Annotated in this window: 16 protein-coding genes; 9 read left to right on the top strand and 7 right to left on the bottom strand. The window is 59.0% G+C overall.

What is annotated here, in order from left to right:
• Nucleotides 1–42 precede the first annotated feature (42 nt).
• The 4 genes from G3A56_RS18425 to G3A56_RS18410 form a co-directional block, all read right to left on the bottom strand.
• Complete coding sequence (locus G3A56_RS18425) at nt 43–1071, bottom strand: ABC transporter ATP-binding protein (RefSeq protein ID WP_082185741.1); 1029 nt, start codon at nt 1069–1071, stop codon at nt 43–45.
• Nucleotides 1072–1082: 11 nt separating this feature from the next.
• Nucleotides 1083–1916 (bottom strand): carbohydrate ABC transporter permease, encoded by an 834-nt coding sequence (locus G3A56_RS18420; RefSeq protein WP_020011894.1) that lies wholly within the window; start codon nt 1914–1916, stop codon nt 1083–1085.
• Complete coding sequence (locus tag G3A56_RS18415) at nt 1913–2887, bottom strand: carbohydrate ABC transporter permease (RefSeq protein ID WP_082185742.1); 975 nt, start codon at nt 2885–2887, stop codon at nt 1913–1915. The genes G3A56_RS18420 and G3A56_RS18415 overlap by 4 nt, the downstream gene beginning before the upstream one ends.
• A gap of 64 nt (nt 2888–2951) precedes the next feature.
• Nucleotides 2952–4217 (bottom strand): ABC transporter substrate-binding protein, encoded by a 1266-nt coding sequence (locus tag G3A56_RS18410; RefSeq protein WP_003500633.1) that lies wholly within the window; start codon nt 4215–4217, stop codon nt 2952–2954.
• Nucleotides 4218–4485: 268 nt separating this feature from the next.
• Here G3A56_RS18410 and G3A56_RS18405 point away from each other — a divergent pair, with 268 nt between their 5' ends.
• The 3 genes from G3A56_RS18405 (at nt 4486) to G3A56_RS28465 (ending at nt 6253) form a co-directional block, all read left to right on the top strand.
• Nucleotides 4486–5499 carry a substrate-binding domain-containing protein gene (locus tag G3A56_RS18405; RefSeq protein WP_082185743.1) on the top strand — a complete coding sequence of 338 codons (1014 nt, stop codon included), beginning with the start codon at nt 4486–4488 and terminating at the stop codon, nt 5497–5499.
• A 173-nt stretch (nt 5500–5672) separates the two neighbouring features.
• Nucleotides 5673–5870, top strand: coding sequence for a hypothetical protein (locus tag G3A56_RS18400; RefSeq protein WP_035243556.1), 198 nt, complete (start codon nt 5673–5675; stop codon nt 5868–5870).
• A gap of 224 nt (nt 5871–6094) precedes the next feature.
• A complete protein-coding gene (locus G3A56_RS28465) occupies nt 6095–6253 on the top strand; it encodes a hypothetical protein (protein WP_082185744.1) in 159 nt (52 codons plus the stop codon).
• Nucleotides 6254–6257: 4 nt separating this feature from the next.
• On the opposite strand, the gene G3A56_RS18395 is transcribed toward G3A56_RS28465, so the two are convergent.
• The gene (locus tag G3A56_RS18395) at nt 6258–6833 is read right to left on the bottom strand and encodes a DNA-3-methyladenine glycosylase (RefSeq protein WP_082186071.1); all 576 of its coding nucleotides are present in this window, start codon (nt 6831–6833) and stop codon (nt 6258–6260) included.
• A gap of 97 nt (nt 6834–6930) precedes the next feature.
• Here G3A56_RS18395 and G3A56_RS18390 point away from each other — a divergent pair, with 97 nt between their 5' ends.
• From G3A56_RS18390 to G3A56_RS18375, 4 genes are all read left to right on the top strand, one after another.
• A complete protein-coding gene (locus G3A56_RS18390; RefSeq protein WP_164056769.1) occupies nt 6931–7314 on the top strand; it encodes a hypothetical protein in 384 nt (127 codons plus the stop codon).
• Nucleotides 7311–8096, top strand: coding sequence for an SDR family oxidoreductase (locus G3A56_RS18385; protein WP_082185745.1), 786 nt, complete (start codon nt 7311–7313; stop codon nt 8094–8096). The genes G3A56_RS18390 and G3A56_RS18385 overlap by 4 nt, the downstream gene beginning before the upstream one ends.
• A 156-nt stretch (nt 8097–8252) precedes the next feature.
• Entirely contained in the window at nt 8253–9308 is a 1056-nt protein-coding gene (locus G3A56_RS18380) for a L,D-transpeptidase family protein (protein WP_164056768.1), read from the top strand.
• Between the two features lie 19 nt (nt 9309–9327).
• Nucleotides 9328–10113, top strand: a complete 786-nt coding sequence (locus G3A56_RS18375; RefSeq protein WP_082185746.1) for a L,D-transpeptidase — start codon at nt 9328–9330, stop codon at nt 10111–10113.
• A gap of 110 nt (nt 10114–10223) precedes the next feature.
• Here the strand turns inward: G3A56_RS18375 and G3A56_RS18370 are convergent, their stop codons facing one another.
• Both G3A56_RS18370 and aptA read right to left on the bottom strand, forming a co-directional pair.
• Nucleotides 10224–12044 carry a methyl-accepting chemotaxis protein gene (locus G3A56_RS18370; protein ID WP_082185747.1) on the bottom strand — a complete coding sequence of 607 codons (1821 nt, stop codon included), beginning with the start codon at nt 12042–12044 and terminating at the stop codon, nt 10224–10226.
• 145 nt (nt 12045–12189) lie between these two features.
• Nucleotides 12190–13524 (bottom strand): omega-aminotransferase AptA, encoded by a 1335-nt coding sequence (gene aptA / locus G3A56_RS18365; protein ID WP_003500656.1) that lies wholly within the window; start codon nt 13522–13524, stop codon nt 12190–12192.
• Between the two features lie 146 nt (nt 13525–13670).
• Between aptA and G3A56_RS18360 the strand changes: the two genes are divergently transcribed.
• On the top strand, nt 13671–14219 hold the full coding sequence (locus G3A56_RS18360; RefSeq protein ID WP_003500658.1) for a cupin domain-containing protein: 549 nt from the start codon (nt 13671–13673) through the stop codon (nt 14217–14219).
• Nucleotides 14220–14839: 620 nt separating this feature from the next.
• On the top strand, nt 14840–15520 hold the full coding sequence (locus G3A56_RS18355; RefSeq protein WP_003500662.1) for a sugar transferase: 681 nt from the start codon (nt 14840–14842) through the stop codon (nt 15518–15520).
• The last annotated feature ends 91 nt before the right edge of the window (nt 15521–15611 follow it).

Below are 15611 nucleotides of genomic sequence, written 5' to 3'. Positions count from 1 at the left end.
AAAGCCGGTATCTTGGGTGATCCCCGGCGAAAAGTTGAATGTTCAGGCCGCACCCCGGGCGGGATTGCGGGCGAGTGCCTGGCCTTCGGCATCGAAACGGTGGATCTGTGCCGCATCCGGCACGATGGCGACGCGCTCGCCCGGCTTGCGGCCGGTCACGCCCTCCTCGCGAACGACGATGGGCTCGCCGGCACCAATCTCGACATAGATGTAGCTGTCAGATCCGAGCATTTCCGAATGCACGATCTCTCCGCCCCACCCGTTCTCGCCGGTGGTGATGGTGATGTGTTCGGGGCGGATGCCGATGGTTTTGGCACCTTCCGTCTCGGCATACTTGCCGGCAAGGAAGTTCATCTTCGGCGAGCCGATGAAGCCGGCAACGAAGGTGTTGACCGGGCTTTCGTAAAGCTCCAGCGGTGTGCCGATCTGTTCGACGCGGCCGTCGCGCAACACGCAGATGCGGTCGGCGAGCGTCATGGCCTCCACCTGGTCGTGGGTGACGTAGATCATCGTCGTATCATGCATCTCGCGGTGCAGCTTGGCGATCTCCAGCCGGGTTGCGACACGCAGCGCCGCATCGAGGTTGGAGAGCGGTTCGTCGAACAGGAACACCTTCGGGTCGCGCACGATGGCGCGGCCGATGGCGACACGCTGGCGCTGGCCGCCGGAAAGCTGCTTCGGCAGGCGTTCCAGATAGGGCGTGAGCTGCAGCATCTCGGCCGCCGCTTCCACGCGCTTGCGGCGCTGTTCCTTGTCGGCACCTGACAGCTTCATGCCGAAGGCCATGTTCTCGAACACGGTCATATGCGGATAAAGCGCATAGGACTGGAAGACCATGGCGACGCCGCGCTTGGCGGGCGGCAGGCGGTTGACCGTCTCGCTGTCGAAGGAAAGCGTGCCGCTGGAGATTTCCTCCAGCCCGCAGATGAGGCGCAGAAGCGTGGACTTGCCGCAACCGGAAGGACCGACGAAAACCATGAATTCGCCGGAGCGGATATCCATGTCGATGCCCCTGATGACATCGAAAGCGCCGAAGGATTTGCGAAGATCGCGCAGTTGAATGGTGGTCATTTGGTTTTCTCCTAGCCTTTGACGCCGCCGGCGGTGAGGCCGGAGATGATGCGTCGCTGGAAGATCAGAACGAGGACGACGAGGGGTGCGGTGACGATGACGGACGCTGCCATGATCGTTCCCCAGGGGATTTCGAACTGCGAGCCGCCCGACAGGAGCGCGATGGCGACCGGCACCGTGCGCTGCTCGTTCGATGATGTGAAGGTGAGCGCGAAGAGGAACTCGTTCCATGCCGCAATGAAGGCGAGAAGCCCTGTCGTGACGAGCGCCGGCCACATCAGCGGCATGAAGACCTGGGTTATTATGACCCATGGCGTCGCGCCATCGACGATCGCCGCTTCCTCGATCTCGATCGGCAGGTCTCGCATGAAGGTTGTCAGCACCCACACCGTGAAGGGCAGGGTGAAGATCATGTAAGAGAAAATCAGCGCCAGCGGGGTATTGAAGATTCCCGCCCAGCGGATCAGTTCGAACAGGCCGGCGAGAACCGCGATCTGCGGGAACATGGAAACCGACAGGATGGTGAGCAGAAGCAGCGAGCGGCCACGGAAGCGAACCCGAGCCAAGGCATATGACGCCGTCACCGCAAGGAACAGCGACAGTACGACGACTGAAGATGCAACGAACAGCGAATTCCCGAGATTGCGCAGGAACGTGCCGTTGCCGATGACGAAGTTGTAGTTGGTCAACGAGAATTCACGCGGCCAATAATTGACCTGGAACAGCGCCGAGCCGGATTTAAGACTCGTCAGGATCGCGTAATAGAACGGGAATACCGAAATCACCATGATGATGGCGACCAGCGCATAAAAGGCGGTGGTTTTCAGGATGCTTGGCAGGGTCATCGCGAAGCTCCATCGGTGTTGACGCGCCCGAGCCACATATAAATCACTGTGATCGAGGCGATGATGAGAAACAGCATGGTGGAGGCGGCGGCGCCATAAGCGAACTTGTCGAAATCAAACAGGTTCTCGCGCGCCAGCACCGACATGGTGCGGGTCTGGGCGTTATTCGGCGTCAGGATGTAGATGAGGTCGAAGACGCGCATCGCATCCAGCATGCGGAAGATGACCGCGACCATGAGCGCCGGGCGGATCATTGGCAAAGTGACACGGAAGAACACTTTTACGGGATGGATGCCATCCACCTTGGCCGCCTCATACATGTCCTTCGGCACCATCTGCAGGCCGGCGAGGATGAGCAGCGCCATGAATGGCGTCGTCTTCCAGATATCGACGATCAGGACGGCGACCATTGCGGTATCCGGATTGGCGGTCCATGCGATTTTGTGGGAGATCAGCCCGAGGCTGAGGAAGAGGTCGTTCAATATGCCGAACTGGTCATTCAGCATCCACGCCCACATCTGCGCCGAGACGATGGTGGGAATGGCCCATGGCACGAGGATGGCGGCGCGGACGAGGCCGCGCCCCTTGAACTCGGCATTCAGCACCAGCGCGACGATGAGGCCGAGCACCGTTTCGAGACTGACGGAAACGACGGTGAATTTCAGCGTGTTGAGAACCGCACCCCACCAAGCGGGATCGGCAAGCAGGCCGCGATAGATGGTGCGGCCGCTGCTGAGCGTGATCCAGGTGAGATAGTTCTTGAGGCCGACAAATTGCGCGCCCTCGAGATTGGTGAGCGACGCGTCGGTGAGGCTGAACCAGACGGTGCGCACAAGCGGCCAGCCGGCCACCATCGCAAGCACCAGAAATGTCGGGGCAAGAAACAGCCAGGCGGATTTCAGTCTTTCCGACTGCAGATCGGAGCCGGTGGCAGATGCCACGACCGGTCTTTGAAGGGCGGTGTCGTTCATGGGTATATCTCGCGGTTGGGGCGCGGGAAACGATCATGAATGACCATGTCCCGCGCGAGCCGGATTACCAGCCGTTGCCTTTGAGATCGGTCAGTTCAACCTCGAGAAGTTCGAGATTTTCCGCCGCCGTGCCGTTGCCGGAGAGCGTGTTGTGAACAGCGCCCCAGAACTTGGCGGAAACCTCGTTATATTTCACCTTGGCCGAGGCGGACGGGCGAGGAACGGCGGTCTCGAAGATCGGCTTCCATGTCGGCATGAAGGGCTGTGCCTCCGCAACATCCTTGTCGTCGTAAAGCGAAGCGATCGTCGGCATGTTGGAAAGCTGGATCGCACGCATTTTCTGGGTGTCTTTCGACGCCAGGAATTTCACGAGCTGGATGGCAGCTTCCTTGTCGTCGGAATATTTCGAAACGGCAAGGTTCCAGCCGCCGAGCGTCGAGGCGGGGGCCGCACCCTCTTCGCCGGCCGGCAGCGGGGTGACGCCGAACTTGCCCTTGATGGCGCTGTCGGCGCCATTTCCAAGTGCGTAGGCATAGGGCCAATTGCGCATGAAGACGGAATTGCCGGTTTGCCAGACGCCGCGCGCTTCCTCTTCCTTGTAGGCAAGCACGCCCTGCGGCGCGATGGTGCCGACCCAGCCCTTGGCCGCTTCAATCGCGGCTGCGGCTTTCTCGTTGTTGATGGAGATATCGCCATTGGTCTCGACGATATGGCCGCCGCCGGCGGATGCGATCCATTCCAGCGCGTTGCAGGTCAGGCCTTCATAGGCGCTGCCCTGGAAGACGAAGCCCCAGAGGTCCTTCTGTCCACCCTCGCGCTCCTTGTCCTGAATTTCCTTGGCGGTTTCGCTCAGTTCTTTCCAGGTTTTCGGCGGCTGCTTGCCATATTTTTCCAGAAGGTCCTTGCGGTAGAAGAGGGCGGGTGCGTCGGTAAACATCGGCATGGCGACGAGCTTGCCGTCCACGGTCTGCGATGCCACGATGGAAGGGAAATGATCGCCGATGACATCCTTTGTCGCTTCGGTCAGATCCACGAATTGCTCGGCCAGCTGCGGCGCCCAGATCACGTCTGTCTGGTAGACGTCAACATCCTTGTTGCCGGCCGCAAGCCACAGCCGGTACTGGCTGAATTGCTCGCTGGACGACGAAGGCATCGTGACGAGATTGACCTTGTGGCCGGTCTCTTTCTCAAAGGCGGCGATCCGCTCGCGGAAGAACGCGACGTTCTTGCCTGTGGAATTGGCGGCGATGGAAAGTTCGGCGGCTTGAGCGGAAACGGCTGCAGAAAGTACACTGCCGCACAGGAACAAAGTCTTCATGGAAATATTCATTGTCAAACTCCTCCGTTGACGCTTCCGATCATCCTCAAAATTGAAAGCGCTTTTGACTGACGCGAGGCTCGCAAAAGCCAGGCAGTCTGTCAATACTCTTTCTAATGGTGGGGAAATCGGGTGTTTTGGCGTGGGATTTTTAGGGGTTTGCCTTTCAGAATAGTGACCTGTAAGGTTTCAGGTAAAGAAAAATTGAAATCGTTTTCAATTTTTGTCGGCTTGAAAAATCCGCGGCGGCAACGCATGCAGTGGCAAATTGGCAAAAAACATGAAGCTCAAGGAATTCGCAGAAAAGGTCGGGCTGTCGCCCACCACCGTCAGCCGTGCGCTGGGCGGCTATCCCGAGGTGCGCGAGGAAACGCGCCGGCGGGTGATGGAGGCTGCGCTGAAGTATGGCTACCGGCCAAATGCCAATGCTGTCAGGCTGGCAACCGGCAGGGCGGGCGCCATCGGCGTCGTCATGGGCCGTTCGGGCGGCGGGCATTTCTTTTCGGAATTCATGGGCGGCATGGCGACCCGGCTCGAAGGCGAAGAGACCGATATTCTCGTCAGCGTGACCGTTGATAATAATATCGACGAAGAGCTGGCGATTTTCAGCAGGCTTGCCTCGAGCGGGCGTGTGGATGGCATCATTGTGCATTCACCGCGCCCGGAAGACGAACGTATTGAACTGCTCCACAGGCTTGGCATACCTTTCATCGTGCATGGCCGCTCGAAGACGCCTTTCGAGCATGCCTGGCTCGATATCGACAATCATGATGTGACCTATCGCCCGACGATCCATTTTCTGGAGCGCGGCCACCGTCGCATCGCACTGATCAACGGTCCGACCGGCCGTACTTTTGTGCAGGACCGCGAACAGGGTTTTCGTGATGCGCTGGCGACCCATGGCATCACGCCGGACCCGCGCTTGATGATGAGCGAGCATTTCAGTGAGGAAGCCGCTTTCCGCTTCGCCCGCTCGTTGCTGGAGCAGACGCCACGCCCGACCGCCTTTGTCGCGGGCGCGATGATGACGGCGCAGGGGGTCTATCGCGCCGCAAGCCAGCTGGGTCTGACGATCGGCAAGGACGTCTCCGTCATCGCCCATGACGACGTTTTTCCCTATCTGACGCCACAGAGCATGATGCCGCCGCTTTCCACCACGCGGTCGCCGATGCGCATGGCCGGTATGCGCGTGACGGACCTGCTTTTGCAGATCGTTGGCGGCCGCCCGGTCCGCGAGGTTCAGGAATTGTGGCCTGTCGAACTGATCTTGCGGGAGTCAGTCGGCCCAGCCTGAACTTCTCGCCATAGCTCACTGATTCCACTCCATTTTGTGAACGTCAGTTGATAGCGTTCGCCTTTCGTCATCTATACGCCGACGCCATCTCATGTATAATCGGGACTGTCATGTTCGTTATGGAACAGGACTTGGGCCGGCGCGTTGAGGGACGTGTCGAAGGAGGACGATGGATGTTTGAATTTCTAAAACCGCAACAGCAGCCTGTGATCGATGATGTGGAAGCAACCGGCACCTATGCCGATGCGCTTCTCAACGTTCCAAGCCCGGAACTTACCCGTTCAACGGCCCGTGAACATGGCCATGAGGCCCATTCTCGCGACTATTGCGAAAACCGCGATATTTCCCGCAGCGCGCTCGGTTTTGCCTGAGCCACTGTCAAAAGCTCTCCAAAAAAACGGAACGGACCGGCTTTCCCCGCGTTCTCCTTTCACGACCCACCGGGCGGCGCAACCGAACCGAAGGGACCTGACCGGCATTTGACCGATGGGCGAATTGGGTGTTGCGCCGCCTGAAATCGACGGCGCAATGCGTTGTCCCTAAAACGCAGTCCCGATCCATTCAGGACTAAGAGCGTTGACGCAAGGAGGCCGCAATGCCCGCCGTTCCAGTCGAGCCCTATCCCGAACCGCCGATGCCGGTGCCGCCGCAGCCCGATATTCCACCGGTGCAGGAACCGGAACCCGACCGGTTGCCAGATGAAGCGCCGACACCGAACCCCGACGAAAACGACCAGCCGCCAAAGGTGCTATAGTCGTCTAGTCCCGTTCGAACTTCTTGCTGACGAACGACGAACCTTCAAGCCCGAAGCGCCATGGATAGTCCTGCGCGCGGCTGATGCCGATGCGTCTGCCGCTTTTCACTGAGGCCGCTTCTTTCGGCAGGCGGATAAAAAATGGCGGTGCGTCCAGCGGAGCGCCGTCCATGTCTCCGGTAATGGCCAGGGCCTGACACAGCCTGCCGGGACCGGAACAGAGAAGTTTCAGCTTGTCAGTTCCCCGCCGCAGTTTCATCATGTCTATGCCGGTGAGGGGCTCGATGGCGCGCAGAAGCACGGCGGAGCCCGGCGCGCAGACGAAGTTGGCGCACCAGTGAATGCCATAGGACCGGTAGACATAAAGATGACCAGCCGGGCCGAACATCGCCCTGTTGCGTGGGGTTTGACCGTTGAAGCTGTGAGATGCCGGATCGTCCGGGTGATAGGCTTCGGTTTCCACGATGATGCCGCCGGTATTGCCAATGCGAAACTCCGTACCGATGAGGGCGCGGGCCACGTCCACCGCATCGCGCAGGAAGAACCTCTCCTGCAATTCCGGGCCAAAGGCCTGATCCATCTGGAACCCCTTCTGCTCTGCCATCGTTGTGAATTCAGGTTTCAGTGTGTTGTTGCATCGGATTACGCCGATGTTTTTTCAAACCGGAGGGCATGTCATGCAACTTTCTACGACCTATGTAAAACGGGATAACGGGGTGATCTCCGTGGAATTTGTCGGCAGCGACGGCGATCAGGTCTCGGTTCGCCTTGCCGACGGTCTGGAGGGTATCGGCGATGCGGAGGCCATCAAACGCGCAAGCGCGGTCATGGTTCAGCTGACAGCATTCGGAACGCGCCAGGGCGCGGATGCATCTTCGCAATTCTCCGCCCTCGGCACGGCGCAGGATGAAGCACCGCGTGGGCAGGCGAGTGCCCGCACATCGAAGGATCGCGACATTCTGGAGGAGGAGCTGGAAGAGGGGCTGGAAGACAGCTTTCCGGCGAGCGACCCCGTCTCGGCAACGGTCACCTCGATCGCGTCGAGAAAAGGAGGGCTGTGACATTGGCCAATGGTAAAGTCGCGCTCGTCACCGGTGCCGGCTCCGGCATCGGTCGGGCCGCTGCCCTTCATCTGGCTGCGGAAGGTTTTTCCGTCGGCCTTCTTGGACGTACCGAATCCGAATTGCAGGCAGTGGAAAATGAGATTTCCGCTGCAACGGGCGCATCGAAGGTCCTTGTCGCCGATGTGGCGGACGAAATGGCCATGCGACATGCAGTCGCAACGCTTGTGCAAGATTTTGGCCGTCTGGATGTCGTGGTGGCCAATGCCGGCGTCAACGGCGTCTGGGCGCCTATTGACGACCTGAAGCCTTCGGAGTGGGACGATACGATCCGCATCAACCTGCGCGGCACCTATCTCACCATCCATGCCAGCGTGCCGCATCTGAAGGCCGCAGGCGGCGGCTCCATCGTCATCGTTTCTTCCATCAATGGCACCCGTACTTTCACCTCGCCGGGCGCCACTGCCTATTCGGTGACGAAGGCCGGGCAGCTTGCCATGGCCCAGCAATTGGCGCTTGAGCTTGGGCGTCATCGCATCCGTGTCAACGCGGTGTGTCCGGGCGAAATTGAAACGGCAATTGACGAAAATACCGACATACGCGGGCGCGACAAGACCGAGGTGCCGGTGCGTTTTCCGGAGGGCGACATTCCGGTCACAGGCGGGGTTGCAGGGACGAGCGAGGATGTCGCTGCGCTGATCGGTTTTCTGGCATCCGACCGGTCTCGCCACATCACCGGCACGCCGATATGGATCGATGGCGGGCAGGGGCTCCTTCGGTAACAACAGTTCCATCACAGGCTTGTGTGCGTATGATTAACGAATGGGTAACGTCTGTTCACGAGACTTTGTCCATATGCGAGGTTGCCGCGTTGTGGCCACCTTCGCTAGTTAAGCGTCTGCCGGAAAGGCGGGCAAATCAGGCGGGTAGAACGATCCATGGGCATGAAGGCATTGCTGGATTTCGCGGTTGCGGGGTTGCGGCACAGGGCAAAGGCGGGTGTGAGAATGGCTGCGATCGTTGCGATCGGCGGCAGCCTTGCCGCATGCACTTCCATGGGTCTCGATAGTGTCAAGAAGGACCCGCCGAAGCTGTCGTCCAAGATGATGGCGCAGATGTCCGCCAAGAGCATGCGCCCGGAAAGCCCGGTCCTCGTTCGCATCTTCAAGCAGGAAAGCGAACTCGAGGTCTGGAAGATCGATAAGACCGGAAATTATGCACTGCTGAAGACTTATCCCATGTGCCGTTGGTCCGGGAAGCTCGGGCCCAAGATGAAAACCGGCGACAGGCAGGCGCCCGAAGGTTTTTATCATGTCTCGGCGGGCATGCTGAACCCGAATTCGCAATATTTCGTCTCCTTCAACCTCGGTTATCCCAACCGGCTGGAATCGGCGCTCGGTTACACCGGTGAAGCGCTGATGGTGCACGGCGCCTGTTCCTCTTCGGGCTGTTATGCCATGACCGATCAGCAGGTTGGCGAGATTTATGCGGTCGTCGCGCGCGCATTGCAGGGCGGTCAGGACCGTTTTCAGGTGCAGGCCTATCCGTTCCGCATGAGCGCCCGCAACATGGTGGCGCATCGGGATGATCCCAACATGCCCTTCTGGAAGACGCTGAAGGAAGGCTACGACTATTTCGAGGTGACGCGCCGGCAGCCAAAGGTATCCGTCTGCGGCAGGCGATATGTCTTCAATAGTGAATTTGCCGAAGGCGAACCTGCCGATCCGCTGGCCGCCTGCCCGCCTGCCACCAACCAGCAGGACCCGCTGGTCGCTTCGAAACTGGTCGAAGAACAACAAAAATTTGCCGCCGCTATGAACGAGGGAACCACAGCTCCCCTCAGTGCGTATGTAGACGGCGGCATGCATCCGAGCTTCCGTGCCATCCTGAAATCCAGTGGCGCCAAGGCCATGGCATCGCAGGTTTCCGGCACGAAGTACCCTATCAGCCGTCCCGAGGCGGCGCTGGCAGATCCCTTTGCCAGTGTGAGATGACGTAAATGAGGTTTTTCAATTGAACGACACGACAACGACCCGGCGGGGTTTCCTGCTTGGAGCAGGTGGACTGGCGCTTGCCGGCCTTGCGGGCTGTAACACCACGGCGCGCGAGGCCAGCCGGCCCGCCGCTCCGGCCGACGACCCGATGTATGCCCTGATGTACGGCCCCAAGCCGGACGAGCAATTTCCGCTGCCGGAAATTCCCTACAAGAGGATCCCGCGCCAGTTCCTGCGGCAGATGGTGGAAAATCCGACCGGTGAGCGCCCCGGCATCATCGTGGTCGATACCGCCAACCATTTCCTCTATCTCACCTATGAAAATAATCAGGCCATGCGTTACGGCGTCGGTCTTGGCCGCGCGGGCTTCGAATGGTCCGGCCGTGGCGTGATCCAGTACAAGCGGCAATGGCCACGCTGGACGCCGCCCGATGAGATGGTGGCCCGCCAGCCGGAACTCGAGCCCTATAGCAGCCGCAATGGCGGCATGGAGCCGGGGCTCAAGAACCCGCTCGGTGCGCGTGCGCTCTATATCTTCAAGGACGGCAAGGACACGATCTATCGTCTGCACGGCTCGCCCGAGTGGTGGACGATCGGCAAGTCCGTCTCCTCGGGCTGCGTTCGCCTACTGAACCAGGACATCGTCGATCTCTACAACCGTGTGCCGGATGGTACGCCGATTGTGGTTACGGCGCTTGGACCGGCACAGCAGGGCGTGCCGATCGGTCAGGCAGGCGTACCGGTCGCGCAATATGGCGGCGGCGTGGTTGGTGACGGCCTTTCGCAGCCGATGCAGACCTATTGATAAATGAAGGTTTCCAGCCGCCTGCGATGGCGGCTGGAAATGACGGATGATAAAGATGCATTCGATGCGCTTCTATCCCGATTTTGCCGGCTCGATCTGCGGCAGCAATCTCAGGCCACGCGACGGGTAACATCGTGACCACCGATGCTTTCCATCTCAAGACGGAAACGGGATACCAGCGCGCGCAACTTGGCCGTTTCGGCGGCGAGCATTGCCGAGGCGGCGGTTGATTGTTCCACCATGGCCGCATTTTGCTGGGTGGCCTGATCCATCGAATTCACCGCCGCGTTGATCTCGGCAAGACCGGTCGCCTGTTCGGCCGCCGATGTGGCGATGGCGTTCATGTGGCGATCGATGCCGGCGATGCGCTCGCCGATATCTTTGAGCGTCGTGCCGGTATCGAGCACCAGTTTGACGCCGCTCTCCACTTCGGTCGATGATTGCCGGATATGGCCGCGGATTTCGCTTGCGGCCTTTGCCGAGCGCTGCGCAAGATCACGCACTTCCTGCGCCACCACGGCAAAGCCTTTGCCGGCTTCGCCGGCACGGGCAGCCTCCACCCCGGCATTCAGCGCCAGAAGGTTGGTCTGGAAGGCGATTTCGTCGATGACGCCGATGATGCCGGTGATCTGCCGCGACGAGGCCTCGATGCGGCGCATGGCCTCTTCGGCATGGCCGACGACTTCGGCGGATTTCACTGCGCTTTGGTTGGCATCGGTGGCAGCAAGGCGGGCTTCGGCGGCACGCTTGTTGGCATTGGCGACATTGACGGTGATTTCTTCAAGGGCTGCGGCTGTCTCTTCGAGGGATGCGGCCTGATGTTCGGTGCGGCGAGAAAGATCGTCCGCGCCCGCCGCGATTTCGCGGGTGCTGCCATCGATGGTGGCGACGCCGTCGGAGATCGCGAGAAGCGTTTCAGCGAGCTGCTTGACCGAACTGTTGAAATCACGGCGCAGGGTTTCGAATTCCGGAGCAAAGGCGACATCGAGCTGGAAGGCGAGATCACCGGCTGCAAGCCGCTTCAACCCTGCGGCAAGCCCGGATGTCGCGATGCGCAGCCGTTCCGATGCATCCTCTTCCGCCTGGTGTCGTGCCGCCTGCTGATCAAGTTCAGCCTTTTCACGCGCAGCGGCGGCTTCCTGTTCCAATGCCCGATTGGCGATCGCTGCTTGCCGGAATATTTCGACTGCGCCGGACATGGAACCGATCTCGTCCTTGCGGTCGACACCCGAGGGCGGCTGAGACGTATCGCCACTCGCAAGGATTTCCATCGTCTCCGACAGGCGCAGGATAGGACCCGTTACCGTTTTGCGGGTAAGGATGAAGAGGCTGACGCAGAAGAGTGTCGCCAGAGCCAGCAGCCCTTTCAAAAGAAAGTCGATGACGGCCTTGGTCTCCTGGCTTTTTGCGACGGTGGCCTGCGACAGCGTGTCGATCTGCTCGCCGGCTTTCTCCATCGCCGTTTCAAGCGTGGTGAACTGCCGCATGAAATCCGGGATCATTTTTGTCGCTGCACCCGGATCGGACCCCACAAGGCCGACCACTGTCTTGGCTATTTCCAGATAGGAGTGAAGCGGTTTTTCCACGCTGCCGATAACGGCTTTGGCTTCGGTGCCTTCGGACAAAGCCGCGTTTTCCTTTATGGCCTCGAGGAATGTCGCTTCGTGTTCGGCAAGGTCGGCCTTTACCGCGTCGAAAGACAAACCCATCGTGTCATTGGTGGAAAGAATGGCTGCGAGCACATCCGAGCGCAACGCATCGTGCATCATGTCGGCGCGCATATGATTGTGAAGTATTTCGGCAGAGCGTGATACTTCCGCGCTATTGCGGTTGAGCGTCTCCGTCGCCCAAATGCCGATGCCAACGGCGCTTCCGGTGAGAGAGAATATTGCGATGCTTGCTAATATTATCTTTTTTTGAATCGACGCCATGGGGTCGTTCCCGCTCCGTTGGTTATACTGCGGGAAAATAATAGAACGTGCTTAAGAAATGATCTATTTTTATGATGGATTTGATAAAAAGCAAAAAAGGCCGCAATTTGTATTGCAGCCTTTTCTATATTAGAGATTTATACTTTTAATTCGCTCTTTTCAGCGCGTCGCCGAGGATCGAGACGATGTCGTCGAAATGGGATTTCTCCGCGATCAGCGGCGGCGAAAGGGCGATAATGTCACCGGTGACGCGGATGAGCAGCCCGCGCTCAAAGCAATCCGTGAAGACCTCATAGGCGCGCGCGCCGATGGCGCCGTCGCGCGGCTGCAACTCGATGCCGGCGATGAAGCCGATGGTGCGGATGTCGATGACGTTCGGCAGGCCCTTCAGGGAATGGATGGCGTCGTGCCACACGTCCTGCATTTCGGCTGCACGGGTGAAGAGCCCTTCGTCGCGATAGATGTCGAGTGTGGCAATGCCGGCGGCGCAGGCGACAGGATGGCCGGAATAGGTGTAGCCGTGGAAAAGCTCGATCTGGCTTTCCGGCCCGTGCATCAGCGCATCGTGAACCTTGCGGCTGGTGAAGACCGCGCCCATCGGGATTGCGCCATTGGTGAGGCCCTTTGCGGTGGTGACGATGTCAGGGGTCACACCGAAGTAATTGCTCGCAAAGGACGAACCCATGCGGCCGAAGCCGGTGATGACTTCATCGAAGATCAGCAGAATGCCGTGCTTGTCGCAAATCGCGCGCAGGCGTTCCAGGTAACCCTTCGGCGGCACCAGCACGCCGGTGGAGCCGGCGACTGGCTCAACGATGCAGGCGGCGATGGTTTCCGCGCCATGCAGGGCAACCAGCCGTTCCAGATCGTCGGCAAGCTCGGCACCATGCTCGGGCTGGCCCTTGACGAAGCTGTTCTTCGAAAGATCGTGGGTGTGACGCAGATGGTCTGCGGGGATTTGCGGGAAAACGCGGCGGTTGTTAACGAGGCCGCCGACGGAGATGCCGCCGAAACCGACACCGTGATAACCGCGCTCGCGGCCGATAAGTCGGCTGCGGGTGCCCTGGCCGATGGCGCGCTGGTAGGCAATGGCGATCTTCAGGGCCGTATCGACCGATTCCGAGCCGGAGCCGGTGTAAAATACGCGATCAAGTTTTGCACCTTCCGGACCCGGCGCAATTTCCGCCAGCCGCTCTGCAAATTCAAAGGCGACGGGGTGGCCCATCTGGAAGGAGGGCGCATAATCCATGGTGGAAAGCTGGTGTTTCACGGCGGATGCGATCTGCTGGCGGCCGTGGCCGACATTGACGCACCATAGCCCAGCCGTGCCGTCGAGAACCTGGCGGCCGTCATTGCTGGTGTAATACATGCCCTCTGCGCTCGTCAGCAGGCGTGGATTGGCCTTGAACTGCCGGTTGGCGGTAAATGGCATCCAATAGCTGTCGAGTGAGGTGGAATTGGATCTGCTGGGGTTATCCATAGTGGCTCTCCTGTTCGGTGCCGATGATTGAAAGCTATTTTCCGGACTGAACAAGCCCTTTTCTCGCTGTGGCCAAGCCATTGAAAATGTTATAGGCGGAGAGGAGAGTTTTCGATATTTCGAACAAGGGCAACGGGGGCTCCTGCATGTCGGTGGATATAGGCGGGCGTTTGCGCCATTTGCGGCTGCGTCACAATATTTCCCAGCGTGAATTGGCAAGGCGCGCCGGTGTCACCAATTCGACGATTTCCCTGATTGAATCCAATACCTCCAATCCGTCCGTCGGCGCGCTGAAGCGTATTCTCGACGGCATACCGATCGGTCTTGCCGAGTTCTTCGCCTTCGAGCCGGAGACGAGCCGCAAGGCATTTTACCGCGCGGACGAACTGGTCGAAATCGGTAAGGGGCCGATATCCTTCCGGCAGGTTGGCGATAATGTTTTCGGCCGCAGCCTGCAGATCCTCAAGGAATGTTACCAGCCGGGCGCCGATACCGGCAAGGTGCCGCTGGTGCATGATGGTGAGGAAGGGGGGATAATCCTCTCCGGGCGTCTGGAAGTGACGGTGGACGAGGAGAGGCGGGTGCTTGGGCCGGGCGACGCTTATTATTTTGAAAGCCGCAGGCCGCATCGCTTCCGTTGCGTCGGACCCGTGCCCTGCGAGGTCATCAGCGCCTGCACGCCACCCACCTTCTGATTCCCGGGTCTTTTACCCGATATGGCACCAGGCGGACGTCCGGCCTATCTTGGTAGAGACAGAATCTCTGCCGAAGCCGGAAGATTTTCGACGATTGGTCGGGGCTTTGACAGGAATTTTTGCCATTGTTTCGCCACTTTTGCGCCGCTCTTGCAATTTTTCCATCGCTTTTTCTTGGCAAACACAAAATGCCAGACAGAAAAATCCCGGCTAATATGTCAAATTTTATATGCATTGCCGCAATCTTGCTGCGCCGCAAAAAAATTTATTAGTCTGTTACACGCATGGCTGTTCTTGGCGTTCCTGTCTCATCTCACCAAGTCATAAGAAACATATAAGAAAAGACTATCCGGGGTCGAAAACCCTATACATGCGGGATGGACACCCATGCTCTGGGAACATGGCCATCTGCACATTTGTTTCTTTTTTATGCAACCGTTAATATTGCCCGGACGTTGATCGGGCGCTCACGCAAGAAATCGCATAGACGGTCATAGGCAATGTGCCTTACAAAAAATCCATTAGCATCAAATTCAGAACACAGACTTGTTATCTCCTTTAGACGGAAAGACGCGCCTCCGGGCACCGACCAATCGCAAAACATAAATGGAGTTCTCTCTATGAAGTCCGCGACCCAATCGGCTGAACAGACACTCAGCAGCTCCGAAGACTTCGATGTCAGTTTTCCTATCGGGGGCATCGCAAAACGTAGCTTCGATATGACATCGGCTGCACTTGCGCTGCTCATATTCAGCCCGCTTTTCCTGTTGATCGCCGCGCTGGTGAAATTTTCCGACCCTGGCCCGATCTTCTACGGCCACCGGCGTGTGGGACATAATGGCCGCTATTTCCATTGCCTGAAATTCAGGACGATGGCGATGAATGGCGACGAGATGTTGCGCCAATATCTTGCCGCCAATCCGGAAGCCGCCGAGGAATGGCGTGCTACCCGCAAGCTCAAGAACGATCCGCGTGTTACGGCCGTTGGCGCCGTGCTGCGCAAGCTCTCCCTTGATGAACTGCCGCAGCTCCTCAATATCATCCGCGGCGAAATGAGCGTGGTTGGCCCGCGCCCGGTCGTCGATGAAGAGCTGAGCTACTACGAAAGCGCTGCCGCTTATTATCTCAGCACCCGTCCGGGCCTGACCGGCCTGTGGCAGATCAGCGGCCGTAACGACGTCTCCTACAAGACCCGCGTGGCCTTCGACACGCAATATGTGCAGAACTGGTCGATGCGACAGGATGTCTTCATCATCGTCAAGACCATTCCAGCCGTGTGCCTGTCACGCGGAAGCTACTGACCAAAATTGAGTTCGGTTTTATCGACCTTCATTTCGACACGCACCCTGACCGGGATCCCAAGTCCGGTCTTCGGGTGCGTCATTGGTGCTA

The sequence above is a fragment of the Rhizobium oryzihabitans genome, assembly GCF_010669145.1.
Classification (GTDB): Bacteria; Pseudomonadota; Alphaproteobacteria; order Rhizobiales; family Rhizobiaceae; genus Agrobacterium; species Agrobacterium oryzihabitans.
The sequence above is the reverse complement of the archived record's forward strand: the minus strand, read 5'-3'. Positions and strand labels throughout refer to the sequence as shown.

What these genes read in the sequence shown, in the direction of transcription:
- G3A56_RS18355 (WP_003500662.1), top strand. Translation starts at nt 14,840, where the DNA reads ATGAAGTCCGCGACCCAATCGGCTGAACAGACACTCAGCAGCTCCGAA.
- aptA (WP_003500656.1), bottom strand. Translation starts at nt 13,524, where the DNA reads ATGGATAACCCCAGCAGATCCAATTCCACCTCACTCGACAGCTATTGG.
- G3A56_RS18400 (WP_035243556.1), top strand. Translation starts at nt 5,673, where the DNA reads ATGTTTGAATTTCTAAAACCGCAACAGCAGCCTGTGATCGATGATGTG.
- G3A56_RS18370 (WP_082185747.1), bottom strand. Translation starts at nt 12,044, where the DNA reads ATGGCGTCGATTCAAAAAAAGATAATATTAGCAAGCATCGCAATATTC.
- G3A56_RS18425 (WP_082185741.1), bottom strand. Translation starts at nt 1,071, where the DNA reads ATGACCACCATTCAACTGCGCGATCTTCGCAAATCCTTCGGCGCTTTC.
- G3A56_RS18405 (WP_082185743.1), top strand. Translation starts at nt 4,486, where the DNA reads ATGAAGCTCAAGGAATTCGCAGAAAAGGTCGGGCTGTCGCCCACCACC.
- G3A56_RS18415 (WP_082185742.1), bottom strand. Translation starts at nt 2,887, where the DNA reads ATGAACGACACCGCCCTTCAAAGACCGGTCGTGGCATCTGCCACCGGC.
- G3A56_RS18395 (WP_082186071.1), bottom strand. Translation starts at nt 6,833, where the DNA reads ATGGATCAGGCCTTTGGCCCGGAATTGCAGGAGAGGTTCTTCCTGCGC.
- G3A56_RS18360 (WP_003500658.1), top strand. Translation starts at nt 13,671, where the DNA reads ATGTCGGTGGATATAGGCGGGCGTTTGCGCCATTTGCGGCTGCGTCAC.
- G3A56_RS18410 (WP_003500633.1), bottom strand. Translation starts at nt 4,217, where the DNA reads ATGAATATTTCCATGAAGACTTTGTTCCTGTGCGGCAGTGTACTTTCT.
- G3A56_RS18380 (WP_164056768.1), top strand. Translation starts at nt 8,253, where the DNA reads ATGGGCATGAAGGCATTGCTGGATTTCGCGGTTGCGGGGTTGCGGCAC.
- G3A56_RS28465 (WP_082185744.1), top strand. Translation starts at nt 6,095, where the DNA reads ATGCCCGCCGTTCCAGTCGAGCCCTATCCCGAACCGCCGATGCCGGTG.
- G3A56_RS18390 (WP_164056769.1), top strand. Translation starts at nt 6,931, where the DNA reads ATGCAACTTTCTACGACCTATGTAAAACGGGATAACGGGGTGATCTCC.
- G3A56_RS18420 (WP_020011894.1), bottom strand. Translation starts at nt 1,916, where the DNA reads ATGACCCTGCCAAGCATCCTGAAAACCACCGCCTTTTATGCGCTGGTC.